This window comes from Pseudomonas sp. NPDC087697 (genome assembly GCF_044743155.1).
Classification (GTDB): Bacteria; Pseudomonadota; Gammaproteobacteria; order Pseudomonadales; family Pseudomonadaceae; genus Aquipseudomonas.
On record NZ_JBIUVW010000033.1, the window covers coordinates 1 to 19,050 of the forward strand.

The 19,050-nt window shown below is 51.3% G+C and carries 19 protein-coding genes and 2 pseudogenes; 6 read left to right on the top strand and 15 right to left on the bottom strand.

The window, feature by feature from the left end:
• From ACIPIN_RS20255 to ACIPIN_RS20270, 4 genes are all read left to right on the top strand, one after another.
• A partial coding sequence (locus ACIPIN_RS20255; RefSeq protein WP_401121341.1) for a tyrosine-type recombinase/integrase occupies nt 1-600 on the top strand: 600 nt, incomplete at its 5' end.
• A gap of 146 nt (nt 601-746) precedes the next feature.
• Complete coding sequence (locus ACIPIN_RS20260; RefSeq protein WP_401121343.1) at nt 747-1,808, top strand: hypothetical protein; 1,062 nt, start codon at nt 747-749, stop codon at nt 1,806-1,808.
• 928 nt (nt 1,809-2,736) lie between these two features.
• Nucleotides 2,737-3,717 carry an integrase domain-containing protein gene (locus tag ACIPIN_RS20265; RefSeq protein ID WP_401121346.1) on the top strand — a complete coding sequence of 327 codons (981 nt, stop codon included), beginning with the start codon at nt 2,737-2,739 and terminating at the stop codon, nt 3,715-3,717.
• 327 nt (nt 3,718-4,044) lie between these two features.
• On the top strand, nt 4,045-4,911 hold the full coding sequence (locus ACIPIN_RS20270; RefSeq protein WP_401121347.1) for a hypothetical protein: 867 nt from the start codon (nt 4,045-4,047) through the stop codon (nt 4,909-4,911).
• Between the two features lie 270 nt (nt 4,912-5,181).
• Here the strand turns inward: ACIPIN_RS20270 and ACIPIN_RS20275 are convergent, their stop codons facing one another.
• The 3 genes and pseudogenes from ACIPIN_RS20275 to ACIPIN_RS20285 form a co-directional block, all read right to left on the bottom strand.
• The gene (locus ACIPIN_RS20275; RefSeq protein ID WP_401121350.1) at nt 5,182-5,595 is read right to left on the bottom strand and encodes a hypothetical protein; all 414 of its coding nucleotides are present in this window, start codon (nt 5,593-5,595) and stop codon (nt 5,182-5,184) included.
• Between the two features lie 184 nt (nt 5,596-5,779).
• Nucleotides 5,780-8,845: a DEAD/DEAH box helicase gene (locus ACIPIN_RS20280; RefSeq protein ID WP_401121353.1), complete on the bottom strand. Its 3,066-nt coding sequence runs from the start codon at nt 8,843-8,845 to the stop codon at nt 5,780-5,782.
• A 365-nt stretch (nt 8,846-9,210) separates the two neighbouring features.
• Nucleotides 9,211-9,414, bottom strand: a pseudogene (locus tag ACIPIN_RS20285) (SDR family oxidoreductase); the annotation flags it as partial.
• Nucleotides 9,415-9,652: 238 nt separating this feature from the next.
• Here ACIPIN_RS20285 and ACIPIN_RS20290 point away from each other — a divergent pair.
• Nucleotides 9,653-10,141 (top strand): SixA phosphatase family protein, encoded by a 489-nt coding sequence (locus ACIPIN_RS20290; protein ID WP_401121355.1) that lies wholly within the window; start codon nt 9,653-9,655, stop codon nt 10,139-10,141.
• Between the two features lie 108 nt (nt 10,142-10,249).
• Here the strand turns inward: ACIPIN_RS20290 and ACIPIN_RS20295 are convergent, their stop codons facing one another.
• From ACIPIN_RS20295 to ACIPIN_RS20310, 4 genes are all read right to left on the bottom strand, one after another.
• A complete protein-coding gene (locus ACIPIN_RS20295; protein WP_401121357.1) occupies nt 10,250-10,528 on the bottom strand; it encodes a hypothetical protein in 279 nt (92 codons plus the stop codon).
• A gap of 43 nt (nt 10,529-10,571) precedes the next feature.
• Nucleotides 10,572-10,970 (bottom strand): carboxymuconolactone decarboxylase family protein, encoded by a 399-nt coding sequence (locus tag ACIPIN_RS20300; protein ID WP_401121360.1) that lies wholly within the window; start codon nt 10,968-10,970, stop codon nt 10,572-10,574.
• A gap of 498 nt (nt 10,971-11,468) precedes the next feature.
• Nucleotides 11,469-12,146, bottom strand: coding sequence for an RES family NAD+ phosphorylase (locus tag ACIPIN_RS20305; RefSeq protein ID WP_401121362.1), 678 nt, complete (start codon nt 12,144-12,146; stop codon nt 11,469-11,471).
• Nucleotides 12,146-12,556, bottom strand: a complete 411-nt coding sequence (locus tag ACIPIN_RS20310) for an antitoxin Xre-like helix-turn-helix domain-containing protein (protein ID WP_401121363.1) — start codon at nt 12,554-12,556, stop codon at nt 12,146-12,148. The genes ACIPIN_RS20305 and ACIPIN_RS20310 overlap by 1 nt, the downstream gene beginning before the upstream one ends.
• Before the next feature lie 326 nt (nt 12,557-12,882).
• Here ACIPIN_RS20310 and ACIPIN_RS20315 point away from each other — a divergent pair, with 326 nt between their 5' ends.
• Nucleotides 12,883-13,809, top strand: coding sequence for a LysR family transcriptional regulator (locus ACIPIN_RS20315; protein ID WP_401121365.1), 927 nt, complete (start codon nt 12,883-12,885; stop codon nt 13,807-13,809).
• Here the strand turns inward: ACIPIN_RS20315 and ACIPIN_RS20320 are convergent.
• From ACIPIN_RS20320 to ACIPIN_RS20355, 8 genes and pseudogenes are all read right to left on the bottom strand, one after another.
• On the bottom strand, nt 13,726-14,043 hold the full coding sequence (locus ACIPIN_RS20320; protein ID WP_401121367.1) for an AzlD domain-containing protein: 318 nt from the start codon (nt 14,041-14,043) through the stop codon (nt 13,726-13,728). The genes ACIPIN_RS20315 and ACIPIN_RS20320 overlap by 84 nt on opposite strands.
• The gene (locus tag ACIPIN_RS20325; RefSeq protein ID WP_401121369.1) at nt 14,022-14,738 is read right to left on the bottom strand and encodes an AzlC family ABC transporter permease; all 717 of its coding nucleotides are present in this window, start codon (nt 14,736-14,738) and stop codon (nt 14,022-14,024) included. Before ACIPIN_RS20325 ends, ACIPIN_RS20320 begins: the two co-directional genes overlap by 22 nt.
• Entirely contained in the window at nt 14,735-15,172 is a 438-nt protein-coding gene (locus tag ACIPIN_RS20330) for a GNAT family N-acetyltransferase (RefSeq protein ID WP_401121370.1), read from the bottom strand. Before ACIPIN_RS20330 ends, ACIPIN_RS20325 begins: the two co-directional genes overlap by 4 nt.
• Before the next feature lie 13 nt (nt 15,173-15,185).
• Entirely contained in the window at nt 15,186-15,932 is a 747-nt protein-coding gene (locus ACIPIN_RS20335; RefSeq protein ID WP_401121373.1) for a 2OG-Fe dioxygenase family protein, read from the bottom strand.
• Nucleotides 15,933-16,161: 229 nt separating this feature from the next.
• A pseudogene (locus ACIPIN_RS20340) lies at nt 16,162-17,192 on the bottom strand (OprD family outer membrane porin); the annotation flags it as partial.
• 176 nt (nt 17,193-17,368) lie between these two features.
• The gene (locus ACIPIN_RS20345; protein WP_401121375.1) at nt 17,369-17,764 is read right to left on the bottom strand and encodes a nuclear transport factor 2 family protein; all 396 of its coding nucleotides are present in this window, start codon (nt 17,762-17,764) and stop codon (nt 17,369-17,371) included.
• A 27-nt stretch (nt 17,765-17,791) separates the two neighbouring features.
• Nucleotides 17,792-18,478: a DsbA family protein gene (locus ACIPIN_RS20350; protein ID WP_401121480.1), complete on the bottom strand. Its 687-nt coding sequence runs from the start codon at nt 18,476-18,478 to the stop codon at nt 17,792-17,794.
• 222 nt (nt 18,479-18,700) lie between these two features.
• Nucleotides 18,701-18,901 (bottom strand): hypothetical protein, encoded by a 201-nt coding sequence (locus tag ACIPIN_RS20355; protein ID WP_262113057.1) that lies wholly within the window; start codon nt 18,899-18,901, stop codon nt 18,701-18,703.
• Nucleotides 18,902-19,050 lie beyond the last annotated feature (149 nt).

Consider the following 19,050-nt stretch of genomic DNA (forward strand, 5'->3'; position numbering starts at 1 on the left):
CCGCAGCCTCTACGATCCAGCGAACTGCGTTTCGCACGCTGGAGCGAGTTCGACCTCAAGCGCGGCACCTGGGAGATACCGGACACTCGACCCGCGTTGGAGGGAGTACCCTTTTCCACAAGGGGTACGAAGATGGCAGGGGATATCCATTTAGTACCCTTATCGCCGCAAGCAGTGGCGCTACTCGAAAAAATCCATGCACTCACAGGTAAATTCGCATTGGTCTTCGCAGGTGATGCCAAACCCTGGAAACCCATGTCCGAAAATACCGTGAACAACGCGCTACGGACGATGGGATACGACACCAAAACCGATATCTGCGGGCATGGGTTTCGTTCGATGGCCTGCAGCGCACTGATCGAGTCAGGATTGTGGTCGGAGACAGCCATTGAACGGCAGATGAGCCACAAGGAGCATAACAACGTTCGAGCAGCCTATATCCATAAGGCTGAGTTCATCGAGGAACGGAGGCTGATCATGAATTGGTGGAGCCGATACCTAAAGGCTAATCGGCAGGAACACGTCACCCCTCATGAATTTGCGAATCAGACCGGCACGAATGTCACTCGGTTAAAGGCAAGACGTAGTGCAACCGAGTAAGTGCTCGCTGAAAGATTGCTTCGACTCACTGACGACTGTCAGGGATGTGAAAGAGGGCTACTAAAGTTTCATCTCGACTGGCCGATTAAAAAGGTGGTAAAGCTAATTTTCTCGTCACAGCAACGAATTATCAAATAGGACTAAAAGTGGACCTAGCAGCTCAATATTTTGCATCGATGGAGCTAGACCAGAAAAACCGGGTTACATTCGAAGTAACCGAGCTACTAATACAAGTTTCACTGGGTGTAGGGTTGCCGCAGCCCTACTACTTGGTCATTGACAATGACGTGCTCAATGCCCTTCAAAAACCAGATGAGTACCGTGAACGCTATGTGGCGCTAATGCTGCTGTTTGATTACATCCGACGAAGTGAACTAGACTTTAGAAGCGCAATCACGCCCGTGATTTTCATCGAATTCTCTGAGAAAGATGCGTTAACAACCGCTGACGCTTTCAATATCGCCATGAAACACTTACATCAGACGGTAGCAAAAACGGGGCTTCAACTTTTTTGCCAAGGCCTAAGCAACTTCAAAGAAGCGAAACGAAGTGAAAAAAGTATCAACCATGACTTACATGAAATCAGCAGTGCCCTATCAAAAATAAAGCTCAACGAATACAAAATTGACCTGTCCAGGCCAAACAATCGAATAATGCTACCTCACGCAGCGGCTCGATACTTAGCACCAAAATTCAAACCTAAGTATTTCTCCCGTGGCCATACGGAATTGTTCATTCAAGCCGCAATAGAAAGCAAAATCCTACATAATAAAAAAAATGACGCTTACGTGCGCAAAAACTTTCATAACAAATATGCAATACGCACATCAAAACTACTTACCTTACAATCCGGCCGCCTTAAAGGAATGGGGGACTTGTCGATTTTGTCACTGTGTGACATTGGGAGCCAGTTCAGCCAGAAGTTTTCGGCAACATCCATTGGATTGACGTTTGATGAGCGTCTTCGGGACGTCCTCGCAAGCCATTCGGATTTAACCGTCACCAGCGATATCCTGATCTCCGGGGAAGAGACTCCCAAGTCAATCCGCAAAAAAATGTTCTCCTTTTTGCGTGAATCTCAAGGAGTCGAAAGAGTTAATGCAGTAACCACCACTTTCGCAACGGGTATTGCCGATTTTTTGAAAAGCGTTGAGTGGTTCACCCACAAGCCGGACATATCGAGTACGCATGAAAGGAAAGAGGCCTAATCGAGCACTTGATCCCTTTGTCTTCCGTTAGCGTCTGCGAGCCACTCGTCCACGCGGGTCCATCCAAACAGGGCTGCAAAGCCGCCCTGTTTGGATGGACCTCACTTAAAAAATCTAAAACCCACGCAACTGTCTGTGGAAAACCACAGATTTCCACCGGTGGATAATTTCATCCACAGCCGCAGAACTCCCAAAAATTCGAGCATTGACCCGAATTATCCACAGGCGTAGAAAAGATCGGGCAATGCGCTGTCGTTGACAGCAACCCAGGTAGCCCGAACCTTTAAGGCTACGCCACACCGTGGTGGTTCTCCCAAAGTGCGATTAGCGTCCGGCGGCTCGCACGGTCACAGCGATGTGATGGATGCCTACTTTTACCAGTGTGCCCACTGCGGCAACTCATCCCCTTTCATAGCTACCCTGCAGCAACCTATCCGCTTGGCCATTCCCGTGCGCCAACCTGCGCCCGTCTCTTTCTCCCGGAAAGAGACGGGCGCTCCTACCACTGCTGCAGCCCAACTCGTACAAGGCTTTGCGGCATTTCCCCTCGTGACAATCGGCGTGACAAACACCGAAAAGTCACCAGCAACAGCGATGCAGATGATGGTGCCGCAGCCCACGGAATGGACTGCACCTGACTGACAGTCAGGCACGCCCCGGTCATCGCTTCACTGCCTTCACCCGACTCAGGATCTCGCGGCGCTGGTCTCGTCAGCCAGTGCAGCCTCCACCCGCCCACTTCCTCGGAAGTGCTCAGGAGGCCAGATCATGAGATGCCCAAGCTCCCGGTCGTAAGGAGCCGCAAGTCCCGCGTTAGTGGACAACCCTCACAGGTCGCAGGGGCCTTGATCCCTGATAACACTCAACATTCGTGGCGGGATGACGTGGGGAAGTTTTCAAAAGTTTTGGCTTCGAGAGGAGTTCGATCATGGCATTGGTCGGTAGACGAGACGGGCGAAATTTTGGCTATGGTCGACAGTTGAGCTATGCCGGGCCACAGGCATTGCGAGATCTGTTTGGCGGCGGGCATTACGGCACGGTCAAAGGGCACAGTGATCGGTGGCAGGCATTTGTGCGGTGGTGTCGGTCGAAGGATGGGCCAGGGTTTAACGATGCGCGGCAGATAGATCGGCAGACCTTGCTGGACTACGCCGGACATCTGCGTCAGCAAGTTGAACAAGGCGCTATAGGCATCGCCACCGCGCAAAACCGGTTGTCCAGCGTGAACCGGACCCTGGCTGCGCTTCGCGGTGATCAGTATATGAGAGCGCCAAGTCCAAGTAAGGCGCTGGGAATGCAGCGCTCCGGTATCCGCAGTGAAGTACCTCAAGGCCAAGACCGCGCACAAGTGAAACGGATCGTTGAAGTGCTATGTGAACATCAGCAGCCACGAGTCGCTGCCATCGTGCAGTTGGCACGCGAAACCGGGATGCGTTTACGTGAGGCCATTTTAGCAAACCTGCCCCGGCTGCAACGTGAGGCCAAACAACTCGGCAGGATCAACATCCAGGACGGCACCAAAGGCGGTCGTTCGGGCGCATCAGCCTCTCGCTGGATTACGGTAAGCAATAAGATCCGCGAGGCACTGGCATTCGCCCATCAAGTTTCGCCAAAAGGTAGCCGCAACCTATTGGCCCCGAACGAAAGCTACCTAGACTTCCTAACGAGCACCGTCCGTCCCGCTCGAGACCTCCTCCACACGCATGAACTCAGAGGCTTTCATGAGCTGCGGGCGGCTTATGCGTGCGAACGCTACGAGGAAATCACTGATCATCTCGCGCCCATCAACGGTGGTAATTGCTACCAACTCAACCAACACCTCGATCAGTTGGCCCGAGTACAAATCAGCTACGAACTTGGTCACGGTCGTATCGACGTGGTTTCGGCTTACATTGGTGGTCGAGCATGAGCAAAACATTTGATATGGAACTGTTCCTGGCGAGCGTACTGACTGGATCGTATACCACACGTCAACGTCACCTTCGGCAGGCAAAGATAATCCAAACGATAATTGTTAATCGCTGGAACCTAGAAAACCCGTGGATATGGCAACGAAAGCACCTTATATGGTTCCTAAACAACAGCGCGAATAATAAGTCAACCTCCACCCATTATTATTACGTACTGACCGCTCGTTTGATCGTATCTCGGTTAAAAAAAGGATGGCGGTTACCGAAATAACCATACGAAATTTCTTGGAACGATGCTTACTCTGGAGAAGTCATGCTAAGCTCTGATGCACCAATTAAAAGCGAAAAACTCAACAACAAATTACAACCGGCCAGCAATCAACATTACTCCTTTAAAAGTCACCATGAACAAAAAAGTTATTTTATGTGCCTGGATCTGCGCAACATCTATAATTCAGATTTTTTTGGATAAAGTTATTTTCCCAGAAAATGACAAAATACAATATAGAGAGATGGAACTCTACAGACCACGAGCGGACTTCGAATACAAATTAACTGAACTGTTAAAAAGTATACGCACCAACCAGTATTATGAGAAGTTAAATGTTGAAAATACAAAACGAACAATTGACACAGCCTATATACATACACTTCTTGAGTATCATCGAGAGATCGTTCAGCTCTACGACGTAGCGGGATCAAAAGAAATTCTATTAGCGCTTCAAGAAATGGGTACCGATATTGTACGAATGTCCGAGAGCATTGGATATAATACTTGCGTTCCCAGCGATCAGTTTTCCAACTTCAATACTTCTGCAAAAGAGATAGCTCCGCTAATAGATAAATTAAGTTCCATCAAAGAAAACATATTAAATTTTGACGAAAAAATTCGTAAAGCTAAACCTGATCATCTCGAAAACGGAAAATTTGATACTGAAGCAGCGGCAGAAAAGGTCAGGCTATTGATCGAGCTTATGAAAGATCCATATCTATATGTTAGATTCAACAACAAAGACCCAATTTCTGATTTCCAAAAATACATAAATGACTTCGACACCATACATGAGGCATATCGAACCTGCGCTGCCAACTATGCAGAGAGAAACGAACACAACAACCACATTAAATTGTTTTATCAAATCATGACTTTCTTAATTCTCACCATACTTATGTATAAAAAAGACTTGCTATAAACATTCAAACATTCAAACATTCAAGAAATATCATCCACGCTGATTAGTAATGCTTTACATAGCCATGACTGGTCAACACACCGTTCGCCTTTAGTCGAGTAGAGAGATAACTTACATTCCATGCAAACTTAAACCCATTGAACTGCCTAAAACATACCAAATATCTTGTCACTTTACTTTTACCAAGTCGGTACAGTCCGGGGGAGATTATTGGCCACCCTGGATACTTAAATTGATTTCTCCATCGCTAAAGTAAATTTAATAGCGAGATTAAGCCATATCGCTTTTTGGCATAGCATTGAGCGAACTGTCACTTGTAGCCCATGGTTTTACAGTAGTCACAGATTTACGATTCGGCTTAATTTTTTGTTTCCGCACCGACCCCCATTGATAAATAAGTTCTTGTTCGTACGCTTCTACATCCTTGAATGCAGCTTCTCCGATATGTGCAATGTAGCGTGAAAAATCAGATCGTAACATTCCAGCAATCAAGTGCATATATCCACTGTTATACCTAGCAGAAGCTTTATAACCAGAGCTTTGACTTGTACCGAAACTCTTAGCTTTACCTATATAAAAAGGCCTATCTCCATCTTGAGGATGGTGAAATACGTACAAACAGAAGCACTGACGCTTAGCATCTTCGAGTGTATCGTATGTAAACTTCTCCCAAACCAGTTGCATTGGTTTACCCCGACATCAAACTACAATCATTATAAAAACAGCGCGGTAAAACTTCAGATTTGTTTTCGAGTAAATCTTACCATGCTCTAAATAACTAACTCCCCTTAGGTACTACAAAAGTCACAAAACTAAACTTGCCCTCACTGAACCTCTCAGTCAATGAGTACCACTCACAAAAAATTCCCTAGGAAACGAACACCTTGAATGCCACATCATTATTTGCCGAAGTTGCTGTCCATGAGTCTAGCAACTGGAATGCCTGAAGACTTTCATGTATGCATTCATTACCGCGACTCACTTGATTAGAAAAATGAGTCCGAGAAAAAGCGTTTCCGATCACAATCCAAATTTCTTTTTCCACCCGTAAAGAATTTCTTCGTTCAGTAAACACGCGCCACGCTTCATCAACCACAGTCTCATAACCCACCCCTAATCTCGCCATATAAGCGTCGGGGGCTTCCTTATGAATCAGCCGCACTCGCTTTAGGAGGTCTGGGTGAGTTAGATCTAATCGCCACGGAGCGCCTAGCAATCGATGATTCCCAAACTTAAGATCCTTATTAGGACTTATCAAAACCTCCATATTCTTTATTGCTTGCCCACCTACTTCTGCAATTGCACCCGCTGAGGATCGCGGCTGCAAAGTATCTCCACACTTAACATGTATAAATACCAACTTTGTTTCAGAACTGGCAATAAAATCTGCAGGCTCTGTATTTAAATCAGTGCAGAGCAAATAATCAATATCAGGTATATGCGAGAAAAATGGACCATATTCAGCCACACGCATATTAGAGTCATTTACATTTCGAATTTTGTCTATTAAAAAAAACACGGAATTAGGTAGAAAAGCGTTTTGTACCAACCCAGCGGAACCTCCTTTTTCATCCATTCCGGGCGAAAGTAACTCGTTTACCTTTATAATTGAGCGACCTATGGCAGATTTATCTAAGTCAAATCCTGCCTCAAGTGGTAGTCTAAATTTATAGTATCGTCCTTGGTAGAACGCTGATGAATTTATATACAGAATCCTCTGCAATCCAGCAGTAAACACTTCCGTCATCGACTGTCCAGAGAAAAACTCCTGCCCGGAATCAGATATCTGTTGATTAAGAAGCCTGTAGTTACTATCTAAAACAAGTCTAGGTACGTGTGTATTTATGTCATATGACAAATATATATGCACACCCCCTGGTTCCGTCCGATAAACAAAACTATTAGAGCCAGACACATACTCTAGATAAATAATATCATTAACTAAATTAAACTCCTGCCCATTTAACGCAAACATCAGAGGATCGGAAAAATCACAAAAATCAAGAATGATGCTTGCAGGCTCACACTCCGGAGAGTTAGCAACGGGCTTCGCGAAAGAATTTATTAAATTACTTTCGACGACCCTTCCGCTATTTATCACATCTACAACATCATCTATCCAAGCAGCTAATCCGCGCAGACTTAGGTTCCTATTCTTCTGATCAGAAATTCGCCCAGATCCTACACCGAGGTAATAGCTACTTTGTGCAACACCATTCTGCGATAGATTATCAACCATAAGTGTTGACAGTGCATAGGAGGCGTTGGACTGCGCCGAGTGAATATCTTCGAGATTGCGTCCTCGCCATGAGACTCCTTCTGGACGCCGCCTAGCTTCGCCTATGGCCATACTTGTGGCCGACTTGGTTCTAATGCGGTCAGTTCTTGCTCCGAGGGATAGAATTTCCTCCAGTGAAATTACACCGCCAAGACCAATTTCAGCTTCACTCGAATAGTTAACGCCTCTACTATCATAAACAACGAATAGGTCACCAAGCTCTCTACAAATTACAACTTGAAGCGCCGGCTCAAAAAATAAAGAATCCTTTAAAAACCTTGAATTACTAAAACTTATGCTTAGAGCAATTGAAAAACCTAGAGACTCTCGAATTACGGCAAGCTCACCAGCCATAGTGAGTTTCCAATACAAGGCATCTATAAATTTAGCCATCGTAAAAGCAGGCGTCTTCTTTATAAAACAGAGAGATGCCAGAGGAATAGTTAAGCTTTGTTCCACATCAAAATTATCAATATCAAATTTCTTCCTAAAGCCTGAGTCAAAATAACTTACATCAGGGAAGGCATCAAGATACCTCTTTAGGAGCATTGATGTATCAAGTGACTTTAAGAACGAAACACAATTATCGCGAACACTAATATACTCATCAAAATCTAGGAAATTTCTCCACAAGCTCGAGTTGGAGTTCGAGTTTATTTCCAACGTAAACGCATCATAATTCCGATGTGCCCGAACAACCCGTCCGACTGTTTGCACAAGCTCTCGACCACTACGGACGGCATATGTCAGAACCAGAATTTTTGCTTGTGGAATATCTATACCTTCATCAAGTTTTCTCTGATGAATAATCACATCATAACTGGAGTTTTTAAGTGACCTAGGAACTGTAGACTTAAAGTTCTCTCTTGCATCGCCTGAAAACTGTTGGTGGACAGCCAATACAGAAAACTCCGGAGAAAATAATTCGGCGTATAACTCTATAGCTTCAACATTTTCGCATTTTACAATACATTTGGTATTAGGCTGTTGCTCTAAAAGTTCTTTTACACGCGGAAGCAGTCTTTCATAAGCCATAGACTCCCAAACCGGCTCACAGAGAACATTGTCTTCGAGCGCATGTTTGTATGTATAAACATAGCTCCATTCGTGAGCAACATCAAATTTAAATAAATCGTTTCTATATGGCGTAGCAGTTATTATGACTTTATGGGCTCTAAATGACCGTGATATTTCACTCCAGATTGGGGACGGCTCGGAATGTCCCTCATCCACAATTACCAGATCCACAGCCTCAACTAACGCACTTAAAGCCACCTCAGATAGCGACGACAACATCTGAAAAGTAGTAACATTTATACTTTTATCTTCAGTAAGTGCCACACCATCAATTACTGTTTTCAATTCAATATCATATTCAGGCAGTCTATCAGTGAAAAACTCCCCTGAAAGCTGCTTAACCAGTTGCTCCCGTACCGCCGAACGATGGCAAATAACTAATATTTTCTGCTGTTGCCCAAAGTGGGCTAGAACAGAAATCACTCCTGTTTTACCACCCCCGGTGGGCATGCTTACCAAGCATGAATGGCGAGTTTCTGGTTGGTTAAGGTAATCGAATGCCAGCTCAAGCGCATTTTTCTGGCCTCTACGAAGGACATTCCAAAGGTCGTCGTTAACTTCTACAGCCCCGAACTCCATTTCTGATCTCCATACCCTACGCTCAGCACCGGGATAGTTAGCTGAGTCGGAAAGCATACCGGCACAAAGCTACTACACCCACATATTTTTGACTATTCACTACCAGCCCTCCCTTCAATGCAATTCGCTTCTGCAAATTAAACGAATGTCGCTCATTTTCATCAGAAGGGCTCAAAAAGTCAGGTGCGTGCGTCTTCACCTAGCTAGAGGTAGACTTAGGGGTATATCCAAGACTAGCCACCTATAAAAAACTTTATTTACAGATAGTTAGGTATAGGTTCGACTCCTGGTGCCGCACCATACAAAACAAAGCCCTCGCAGAAATGCGAGGGCTTTGTTGTTTCTGGGGTTTGGAAAAGCAAGTCTTAGTGACCGCCGCTCTGACCGCCATCAACGTGCAAGATCTCGCCAGTAACGAAACCGGGGGAGTCCAGATACACGACGGCTTGGGCGAAATCGCTCATCTCGCCCATGTGCCCGACCGGGTGCGAACTCCCCAGCGCTTCATGGGTTTCTTCGCCGTGCATCGGGGATTTGATGATGCCGGGATAGACTGCGTTCACACGGATGCGCAGAAAATAAATACGTGGCGCACTCAACCGATCGGCGCAACAAGACGTTGCGTTGACCGGTTGAGCGCGCCGTCCCCTTTTTCCGCGCATCATTGGCAACGAGTCCATGCCATCGAGTCAATATTTCTGAGCCACCCCCCCAGAGGGGGCACCCCGATAAGGCGGTATGGTGATTTAATTTAGATTAATCACTACAACCCCTTTGATCGGATTTTCCGAGGATGCCGGAGGCGGTATGAAAATGTTATTTCTCATTCGCCATGCCAAGTCGAGTTGGGATGACGCTGCGCAGCCCGACAAAGACCGCCCATTGAACGATCGCGGCAGACGCGACGCGCCTAAGATCGGTGAGCGCTTGGCCAAGCGCGATCTGAAGCCCGATCTGATCCTGTCGAGCCCGGCCGTGCGTGCGCTCGAGACAGCGGAGATCATTGCCAGGAAGCTCGATTACCGACGCAAGGACATAGTGGTGGACGATCGGCTGTATGCCGTCGAGGCGAATGACCTGCTCGAGGTCATCCGCACGCTGGGCGATCGACTGAAGTCAGTGATGATCTTTGGCCATAACCCCGCGTTGGTCGAGCTCGCGCAGCGGCTCTCCAGCGAGATCACCGACATGCCAACGTGCGCCGTCGCCGAGTTCAGGTTCGATGCGAAGTCGTGGTCAGAAATCGGCGAGATCGAGCCCACACAAGTGGCGCTCGACTATCCAAAAAAATCCTAGGGAAATTCTGACAAAGTCAGCCCCCTTGCGAACGTGGGGAGGCCAGGAGCTCCGTGGCATCTGGATTCCCGCGTTCGCGGGAACGACTCCTTTGGCCCTATCCACTTCTCAGAGATCATTGTTCCCGGATGCCGCTCCCGCCTGGGGCCCTTTGCCGAGAAAGGGGGCGGTTTCCACTTCCAGCATCAGCAACACCATTTCCGTCAACTCGGCGTCGGACTTCTGTCCCGCATAGAGGTCATGGAGTGCTTTGGCGAAAGGAATGCGCAGGTCCTGGTTTTCTTCGCGGGCGGTGTCGCTGTACTGCATTAGTTCGCCGATGGCTCGCAGCACAGCCGCTTGCCACCGAGCGGTGGTCCTCGGACCATCGCCGGTGATTGCAATCAACTTATCCTTCGTCAGTTGGCGAAGGGCTGGTTCCCGCAACGGCTTAAGCGGCTTTGGGTTGCGAGTGATCTTTGACATACCGGACGATACTCAACGTCTCCTGCCGGAACTGCTCGTAGTCGATCTGCTGGGCGTTTATAAAGGTGCTGCCCATCATGGTCAGCGACCCCATAAAGCTGGCTTCGGAAATTTCCTCGTCACTCGCGCCAAACAAGCGCGCGGCTTCGGTATGGAACAGGGCGCAATACTTGCAACGGGTCGCCCCGGACACCGCCAGACCTATCAGCTCCTTGTACTTATTAGGAATCTTGGTATCCGCCAGCCAGAAATCCCGGGCCACGGCCCAGAATCCGATCGCTCCGCCTTCCGGCATCTGCTTAATCCACTCCGGTACCTGACCCAGGGTCTGTTCAATTTCCCGATAGGTATCACGAATGGCCATTTGACACCTCCTTACCTCTCTGGAGACATCTGCTCCAAAGGTACAACTAGTTTAGTTCGCTGGCAGCCATGCCAGAGCCGGTAGCAGCACGACTCCAGCAATGAATTCTTAAACATCGTAGAAACAATAGGATGGAATTAGATTTTTTTGGCGCAATGACGGACCACTAAGTACCTGGAGTTATCAAACTTGGCGGGTTGGCTCATCACCCATTTCCAATGCCTCCTTCACCTGCTCCGACAGGCTTTTTCGAAATTATGAAAATTATGGCTGGCCAATAATTATTGCCCAGCCATAAAAATCCCTAAAACTCGCCGGGGTATGACTCACCCACATAGGTAACAAAACAGTTCAAGCACATAGGTAACAGTTTTTAACTGGCACAGGTCGATTCTGAGGATCTGACCATGCCGTGGCGAGAACTGAAACCTATGGACCTGAACCTGATCCGCATGCTTGAAAAGCCCCGAATCAATCGGGGCTTTTCAAGGATCCGATTCAGACCTCGCTGACTTCAAACACGAACGAGATCTTGCGGCTGCTGGCGCTCCAGACGTAGCGGATGTGCTTGCCTTGCAGCGGGATGGAGACCGCCGGTGGGCGGAAGGCGGCGATGCATTCGTGGCCGGTCAGGCGGACGCTGTTGTAGAGCAGCCCCCAGGACAAGGTTTCACGCAGTTGTCGGGCGAACGCTTGGGCGGGGCCGTAGGCAGCGGGGTCCGGGTCGTGGAGGTGGGAATAGTTTTGGCGGATGTCGTGCATCGGCTTCACGACCTGGTTGACGTAGGTGCGCATGGTCAACTCGAGGTCCGGCTCGTTGGTCGCGGCCAGGAAGCGCTCCTGGTGATAACTCGTCTCAGCGATGGCCGCCGACTGGCTGCTGGCGGCGTAGTAGACGCCGAAGGTACCGCCGGTGAATCGGCTGGTTTTGCCAATATGGGTAAACGCGGCCATGACCGGCGTCGAGCCGGGCCCGGAGATTCGGTCTTCGGGGCGAACTCGGGAGAGCACGCCGGCCTCTTCCATAATCCGATCGTTGGTCAGGGCTTCCAGCGCGTAGGCGGTGGGCAGGTCTTCGGGGTCGAGCACGTCTTCAAACAACGAGATCGGCGGGAAGCTGCTGTTGACGATCCGGTAGGCTCGCGGCCACTGCGGATCGGTCAGTTCCGGCACCATCAACCGCGCACTCCGTCGAGATAGCGTCGCACATCAGCAATATCCACGACGCGACCGACCATCATATAAGCGAGGGCCGACTGGCCATTGAACGGCGCGGCGGTATTGGGGCTGCTGACCCATTTGTAAGCGCGCTCGCGACTGTTGCTGAAGATGATGCTCAGTGCTTTGTGGATGCCCATGAGGTAGGAGATACGTTCCAGAGTGTCGTGGGGCAAACGCACGTTGGGTGGTAGGTGTTTGTACTTGTAGAAGGTCGTGTTGCCGACCTTACCCAATAGCGTGCGCTGCTGTTCGGCGGTGCAGCCCCACAGTTGCATCAAATTGAAGAAAAACTTCAACGCGACTCGGCCGGCTTCGGGGGAATCGAGTTGTTGCTGCGGGGTTTGGGCTAGGGATGAGGTAGGCATGAGGTTGGCCTCCTTGGTATGCAATGTCTTGAATTCAGATTAGTACAGATACGAATAAATAGGTTAATTTAATCCGCAAGCGAATATTCGCCATCTATATCGCCCAAACTAAAGAACCGCGCAACCCTCGCATTTTTTTGACCCCAATCCCCCTCCCCCCCCCAAAACCCCGATCCTGTGCAAGCCTCCAGCCATCGGCTGTGAAATCAATTCGCCACTAAATCCGCGACAACTATGCTCAGGTGCAGGAATATAGCCGGCATATGGCGCCGGATAGGCCGCAAGGTACACAACAATTGCCAGCCCACTTCAGAGGGCATTACCCCATGGATAGCAGAACCTTACGCAACCTGATGCGCATCGTGCAGACCGGCTCGTTGTCGGCGGCGGCGGAGCACTCCTGTTTGACGGTGCAGGCGTTGGCCGCGCAGTTGAACAAGGTCGAAGAGCAGTTTGGTTTTCGCCTGTTTCGACGTTCCAACAAGGGCTTGACCCTGACCCCGCAGGGCACGGAGCTCACGCCCTACATGGACAAGGTGTTGGTCGCCACGCGGCAGATGGAAGAAAAGGTCGCCGCACTGAAGGTGCCTGGACAACGCACGCTTAAGGTTGCGTTGAATACCACGCTGTCGGAGGACTTCAATCGGAGAATGATCGGACGCCTGATTGAGGTGTTTCCTGACCATCAGCTGGAATTCAGCTACGCCGAGTCGATGGAAAACCTCAGCAAGCTCAAGAACGAAGACTTCGACCTCGCTGTGTTGATCGGCCCGCAAAAGCCCGGATTGCCGAGCATTGTGCTACCGGATGTGCAAGTTCAGGTGGTGGGCGCTCACTGCGGTCAGGAGAACGATCCGCTGGTGTTGCTGGGCGATAAGTTTCAGGTTCGTCCGGCGGACGACTGTCCGTATTCCCACAGTTTCTTGCGCTTTCTCGACGCGGGCCTCGGCAACTATGAGTCAGGTCAGCGGATGATTTATTCCTGCAGCGAAACCCTGACCCTGTCGCTGATCACGCAGATGGACGGCCTCGGCATGGTGTCCCGCGAGGCGGCCCAGCGTAACGGCTTGACCATTTTCCCTGGCTTCGAGGATTTCCTCGAAGTGCGGCTGGCGGTCAATAACCCTGAGTTGTCGGGCCAGGCATTAAGCGATGTGGTCGGCCTGGGCCTACATGAACGAGCCGAGCGCAATGTACGCAGCCGTTCCAACCGCCACACTGAGAAAGAGGTTTTTGCTGAAATACGCACATAGCAACGTCGGAATCGCTGCATAAAATTCCGGGCGATCAAGCTGCACATGCTGGTCCTTGATCAACAAGGGCGTGAGGCTGATCGCAGCGACGATCGCCACTGGCAGGTATTCCAGCGCCCGGGCGACAAAGGGCGGCCAATGGTCGGTGTTCACTTGCAGCGGCAACGCGCGCGGCAGGAAGGTCACGGCCATCATCAGCACGACGACCAGAATCAGGAACGCTTGGTCAGGCATACACCCACCCCGCAGCCGACGAATGTGGCGATAAAGACGTTGAAAGGCGAGCTGCCGACCAGGCTCAGGGCGCCCATGCAGACGACCGCAGCCAGTGCGGCGATCAGTTTGTTGCGGGTGTTGCACAGCGACACCAGCACGTAGAGCATCATCGCGGTCAGGGCATAGTCGAGTTGATACTTGATCAGGTGAGCTGCGTACTGCGCGCAGATCGCTCCGAGCAAACCGCCGAGCACCCACGAGGTGTGACAAAACAGGTTGAAGCCGATCAGGTAACGCACATTGACCGAGGCGCCGCTGCCCAGTTTCACGCTGTGGAAGGCGAACGATTCATCCGTCAGCCCGCCGGCATAGCACCATCGTTCAAAACGACTGAGCCCTAACGCCCGCAACGCCTTGGCCATGTAGACCGACATCAGCATATGCCGCGCATTGATCAGGAACGTGGTGAGGATGATCGTGGTCAGCGAAGCGCCGCTGGAGATCAGCGCCAACGCGGCGAACTGCGAAGCGCCGGCGTAGACAAACAGGCACATCGCAACCGGCAACCACACGGGTAACCCGGCATTGACGGCCATCAAACCAAACACGAACGACACCGTGAAGTAGCCGGCCACCACCGGGCTGGCTTCGGCAAAGGTGCGCGAAGGCTGCGGCTCGACCATCAGCGGCTGGCTGCTGGACGTCTCATTCATAGATCCCTCTCAAATGTCGTTTCGCCACGCGGCTCGCAAAAACCCTGGGCAGTCCAAAAGCGTTTGCCGGCGAGGTTAGCATCGTCGACGAACAGGAACATCCGCAGCACACCGACCCGTTTCATATCCGCCGACGCCGCTTCCACCAGGCGCTGGCCCACACCTTGGGCGCGATACTCCGGACTCACCGCCAAGTGGTTGATGGTGCCACGGCTGCCGAGCATGCCACCCAGCACCGCACCGACCACTTCGCCATCGACGTCGAGCGCCAGGAACGCAGTGGTGGTCTTCTGCACCAACACACTGCGCAGGCATTGGGCGTCCTGCCATTCGCAGAACGATACTTCGTCGAACTGCCGGAAGAAACGCTCAAGGCGCGGCGCATCCTTGGCATTGGCGCGCCACAGCATCACCGATGCCGAGGGGCTGTCCATGGGGTCGAGCTGTTCAGCGAACAATGTCGAAAGCGGTCCCGGGCCGCGAGAAGGAAATCGCCAGGATCTGCCGGTACGCCATGTCGTGAGAATGGGTATTGCGGGCAGGGGTCACGTAGTGACGCATGTCGCGGTCGAGGAAGAAGGTGGTGTCGAGGATTTCCTGGTAAGTCGTCGACGCCAACTGCTCTTCCTGGGCGGTGTAGAGACGGCTCTCGGCACCGTCAACATTGTTGCGTCCCCAGAAGTGCACACCGCTGAACGGATAACCGTCGCAATGGATGCCTTCAGGGGTGATTTCCAGTTGTTTGCCCGGCTTGATCTCGATGCGGATCTGATGGATCTGGCATTGCCAGATTTCATCGTGCAACTCCGGTGGCAGAACGTTTTTGTACACTTCAAAGTCGATGTCGATGAGGCTGCGCATCACCGGCGAATTGATCACTTCATTGGAGAAGTCCTGGAAGTGTCGTTCCAACCCGCCCACGTAGCTGTTGTTAGCCTTGGATTGCACATAGGCGCGGTGCTCCAGCTGCTTGAGGTCGCGGGTCACCGGGTTGTATTCGAAGTCGCTGTAACGACGGAAGCGCATACCGGAATCGGCCTGGCCGTAGTAGCTGTCCGGCTCCATGTTTTCCCAACTTTTGGTCAGTCTGATGAAGTCGGCGAAATGACCGTAGAGATTGAAGTCACCACCCTGGACGTTGACAAATTTGTCGCGCCTAAGCGATTCGCCAACTTCTCTGTTTAAAACGATCATTACTAGTCTCCGCTGCATTGAGCGGCCTAATCTATTGCGTGCAGGATTTCCGTCCATGAGAAAGAATTTCAGGCATATCAAGCGTTGATTGAAACGCTGCGCAAAGAGTCCTTGAGTCGACTTTTTTATGCAAAAAAGACAGTTTTTGAACGTTTTTACTAAAATTAAGCAATAAAAAACCCCGAGCCAGTCGGGGGTTTTTATTGAGTTTTATCAACTCAATCGATCATCAGAAGATGTTGATCGGGTAATCCACAAACACACGTACTTCGTTGCCGCTGACGTTGTAATCGCTGGATTTCTGCGACACGCGCAGGACCGAACTGCGAACTTTCACACTCAGGTCTTTGGCCGGACCGCTTTGGACCACGTACTTGAACTGGTTGAAGATTTCGCGCTCGGTGCCACCGGTGCTGGTGGCGGTGGTGATGTTGTCGCCACGCACGTAAGCCACGTTGTAGGTCAGGCCTGGAACGCCAAAAGCGCCGAAATCGAGGCCGTAGCCCAGCTGCCAGCTGCGTTCGTCTTCAGCGTTGAAGTCGGACCAGTAGGAGTTGGCGAGGTAGATGGTGTTGCCACCGTCACCGACACGACCCTGGTCTTTCTGATAGCCGCCGTACGGGTAGCCGAGGTTGCTGTCACCGGTGCTGCGCTGGTGCGCGAGGGTGAACGAGTGCGGGCCAGTGACGTAGGTCGCTGCCAGGCTCCAGATTTTGTTGTCCTGGCCTTCGGTGTCATGTTCCAGAGCGTAAGACTTGTCCAGCTTGGTCTGATAGCCGTTGAAGTCCAGGGTCAGCGATTGATCGCTGGCCAGCGGGAACACGTAGTTCAGGTTCACGTACTGCTTCTTCAGGACGTCTTCGACGTTGGAAGCGTAGAACGCTGCTTTGAACTCTTTGGTGAACTGGTAGCTACCGCCCAGCACGTTGATCGACTTCAAGCCACCGCTGTCACGGCCTTCGGCGCTCTTGCGCGATTCGGCGGTGAAACGACCGGCGTCCAGCACCAGACCGTCGATCTCTTTGGAGGTGATCATGGTGCCGGTGTAGCTTTCAGGCAGCAGACGAGCATTGTCGTAGTTCAGTACCGGCAGTGCCGGCATCTGGTCACCGTAGGTCAGCACAGTGTTGGACAGACGGAGTTTTACCGCCGCGCCAGCCTTGGACAGGTCATCAGCTGCTTCGCCGCTGTCGCCTTGCCGGCGCCGCTACGGCCCTTGCCGCCATCGAGGCGCAGAGCGTGCAGACCGAAAGCGCTGATGTGCTCTTTTTTCATTCCAAAACAAAAGGCCCGCCCACGCAAAAGCGAGGCAGGCCCTTATTATTTTTTGGAGTCGTGGCGGTTGGCCACAGGCGTGGGGGCGAATCCTATCCGCGCCCCTAAGCATGTGTCAATTTCGTGAATCGTCTGTGATTAGGCAAAAATCGTCTAAGAACTTACTGGTCAGCGATCGCCAATTGCACGGTGTGGCTATCGACTAACTGCTCGAAATGGGTGACTTTGCCGTTCGCCAGAGTCCACAAATGCGCGACTCGGGCGTTCATCGGGCGGCCCGTGGCCTTGTAGATCCCGCTGTAATTTCCGTAGGCGAACACCTTGTCACTCTGCGCGACATAGCTCTCGACCTTGAACTGAAAATCTTCCCATTCAGTGCCCAGACGCTTGAAGACGTTCTCGACGATGGCGTCGAAACCGACGTAGGTTCCAGCGTAGGGAAACCCCGCCGCTTCGGTCCAGTGCGCATCGGCGGCCAACACTGCGGCGGTGTTGCGTGCGTTTTCCCGGGAGTTTGCACCTTCGTAGGTGCTTTTGATCAAGCTCAGGTTATCCATGGATCGCTCCGCGTAAGGTGAGTGAAATCAGTGAGCGCAACCGTCCAGGCCACACGCCTGAACCGGGGAAGTGGATTCGCTCGCCTGGGTGGCGACCGATTGGCTCAACCAGGCCGCAAAAGCTTCAGGTTTGCCGAGCCACGGGCCGATATCGACCAAGGTGAATTGACCGTGCTGTTCCAGCGCCAGTGTCGGGAAGCCCTGGCCACCAACCTGCGCCAACAATGCGCGGCTTTTCTTGATGTGGTCCTGGGTTTCGTTCGCCAATGCGTCCTTGAATTCGCGCTTGAAGGATTCTGCTTCCAGGCCCATCGATACGGCGAGTTCCAGCAACACCTCTTCATCGGCAATCCGCCGACCTTCCACGTAGTGCGCGCTCTGCAGACACCCCAGCAGTTCCAACCCACGTCCGGCGAGTTGCTCAGCAGCCAGCACGGCAGCAATCGGCGGCGCCGAATCGAACACCGCCGTGTGATCGCGCAGCAAGCCTTCGAAATACGCCTCGCCAAACGGTTGCCCGGTGTACTCGGCGATGCGACGGTCATGGGGCATCACATAGTCGCGCAGTTGAGGCGAAACCGTCTGCCGGTTGGCGCCAGTCATCATGCCGCCGCCATGGGCAATCACCGGCAAAACCGCCTGTGCCGCTTGCACCAAAGGCTTGGCACCGTAGCACCAGCCGCACAGGGGATCGTAGATGTAATGAAGGGTCACGGTAGACATGGAAAGCTCCAGCAAAGTCGTAGGAATTCGATGCCGGCAGACTATTCCTCTGTTGATGAACGAAAAACGCCGGATTGGCTTTTAGTTTGTTTCGCAGATCGGTCGAATGCAGTGTTTGGGCCACGGTAGGCTGGACGAAACCGGGACCTACTGTTTTTAAAAGGCAAAAAAAAGCGCTGCCATCCGGGCAACGCTTTACCAATCCTTTGCTTTCTATCCTTCCATCACATCCCACAAGGCTTCAAGTTCTGCCTCACTGAACAAACCAGCTGGGTAGCGCTCGATCATCATCCTGCGCGGGTCAGGTTCTCTGACCTGTCGCGTTCCGTTGGATTTCAACCATTGCGCCAGCACCTGAAGCGATTCGCCATTCATTACCAAGGGATGCGATGCCCGCTCGCTGACCATATTCATTTCCGGCGCTCTCTCCTGGTTTGTGAGCGGCTAACTTATCCAAGGTTTATGACAGAACAACGCAGTTCTACATTCCCGAGAATTACTCTCAGACAGATACAAGAGCTATGCCAATGTGCCAACCACGCCGACGCTTGGACATAAAAAAA

Bases quoted from the DNA above. Each gene is read 5' to 3' on its own strand.
- ACIPIN_RS20265 (WP_401121346.1), top strand. From the start codon at position 2,737: ATGGCATTGGTCGGTAGACGAGACGGGCGAAATTTTGGCTATGGTCGA.
- ACIPIN_RS20355 (WP_262113057.1), bottom strand. From the start codon at position 18,901: ATGAATATGGTCAGCGAGCGGGCATCGCATCCCTTGGTAATGAATGGC.
- ACIPIN_RS20305 (WP_401121362.1), bottom strand. From the start codon at position 12,146: ATGGTGCCGGAACTGACCGATCCGCAGTGGCCGCGAGCCTACCGGATC.
- ACIPIN_RS20280 (WP_401121353.1), bottom strand. From the start codon at position 8,845: ATGGAGTTCGGGGCTGTAGAAGTTAACGACGACCTTTGGAATGTCCTT.
- ACIPIN_RS20345 (WP_401121375.1), bottom strand. From the start codon at position 17,764: ATGGATAACCTGAGCTTGATCAAAAGCACCTACGAAGGTGCAAACTCC.
- ACIPIN_RS20275 (WP_401121350.1), bottom strand. From the start codon at position 5,595: ATGCAACTGGTTTGGGAGAAGTTTACATACGATACACTCGAAGATGCT.
- ACIPIN_RS20290 (WP_401121355.1), top strand. From the start codon at position 9,653: ATGAAAATGTTATTTCTCATTCGCCATGCCAAGTCGAGTTGGGATGAC.
- ACIPIN_RS20335 (WP_401121373.1), bottom strand. From the start codon at position 15,932: ATGATCGTTTTAAACAGAGAAGTTGGCGAATCGCTTAGGCGCGACAAA.
- ACIPIN_RS20270 (WP_401121347.1), top strand. From the start codon at position 4,045: ATGCACCAATTAAAAGCGAAAAACTCAACAACAAATTACAACCGGCCA.
- ACIPIN_RS20320 (WP_401121367.1), bottom strand. From the start codon at position 14,043: ATGCCTGACCAAGCGTTCCTGATTCTGGTCGTCGTGCTGATGATGGCC.
- ACIPIN_RS20330 (WP_401121370.1), bottom strand. From the start codon at position 15,172: ATGGACAGCCCCTCGGCATCGGTGATGCTGTGGCGCGCCAATGCCAAG.
- ACIPIN_RS20315 (WP_401121365.1), top strand. From the start codon at position 12,883: ATGGATAGCAGAACCTTACGCAACCTGATGCGCATCGTGCAGACCGGC.
- ACIPIN_RS20300 (WP_401121360.1), bottom strand. From the start codon at position 10,970: ATGGCCATTCGTGATACCTATCGGGAAATTGAACAGACCCTGGGTCAG.
- ACIPIN_RS20325 (WP_401121369.1), bottom strand. From the start codon at position 14,738: ATGAATGAGACGTCCAGCAGCCAGCCGCTGATGGTCGAGCCGCAGCCT.
- ACIPIN_RS20310 (WP_401121363.1), bottom strand. From the start codon at position 12,556: ATGCCTACCTCATCCCTAGCCCAAACCCCGCAGCAACAACTCGATTCC.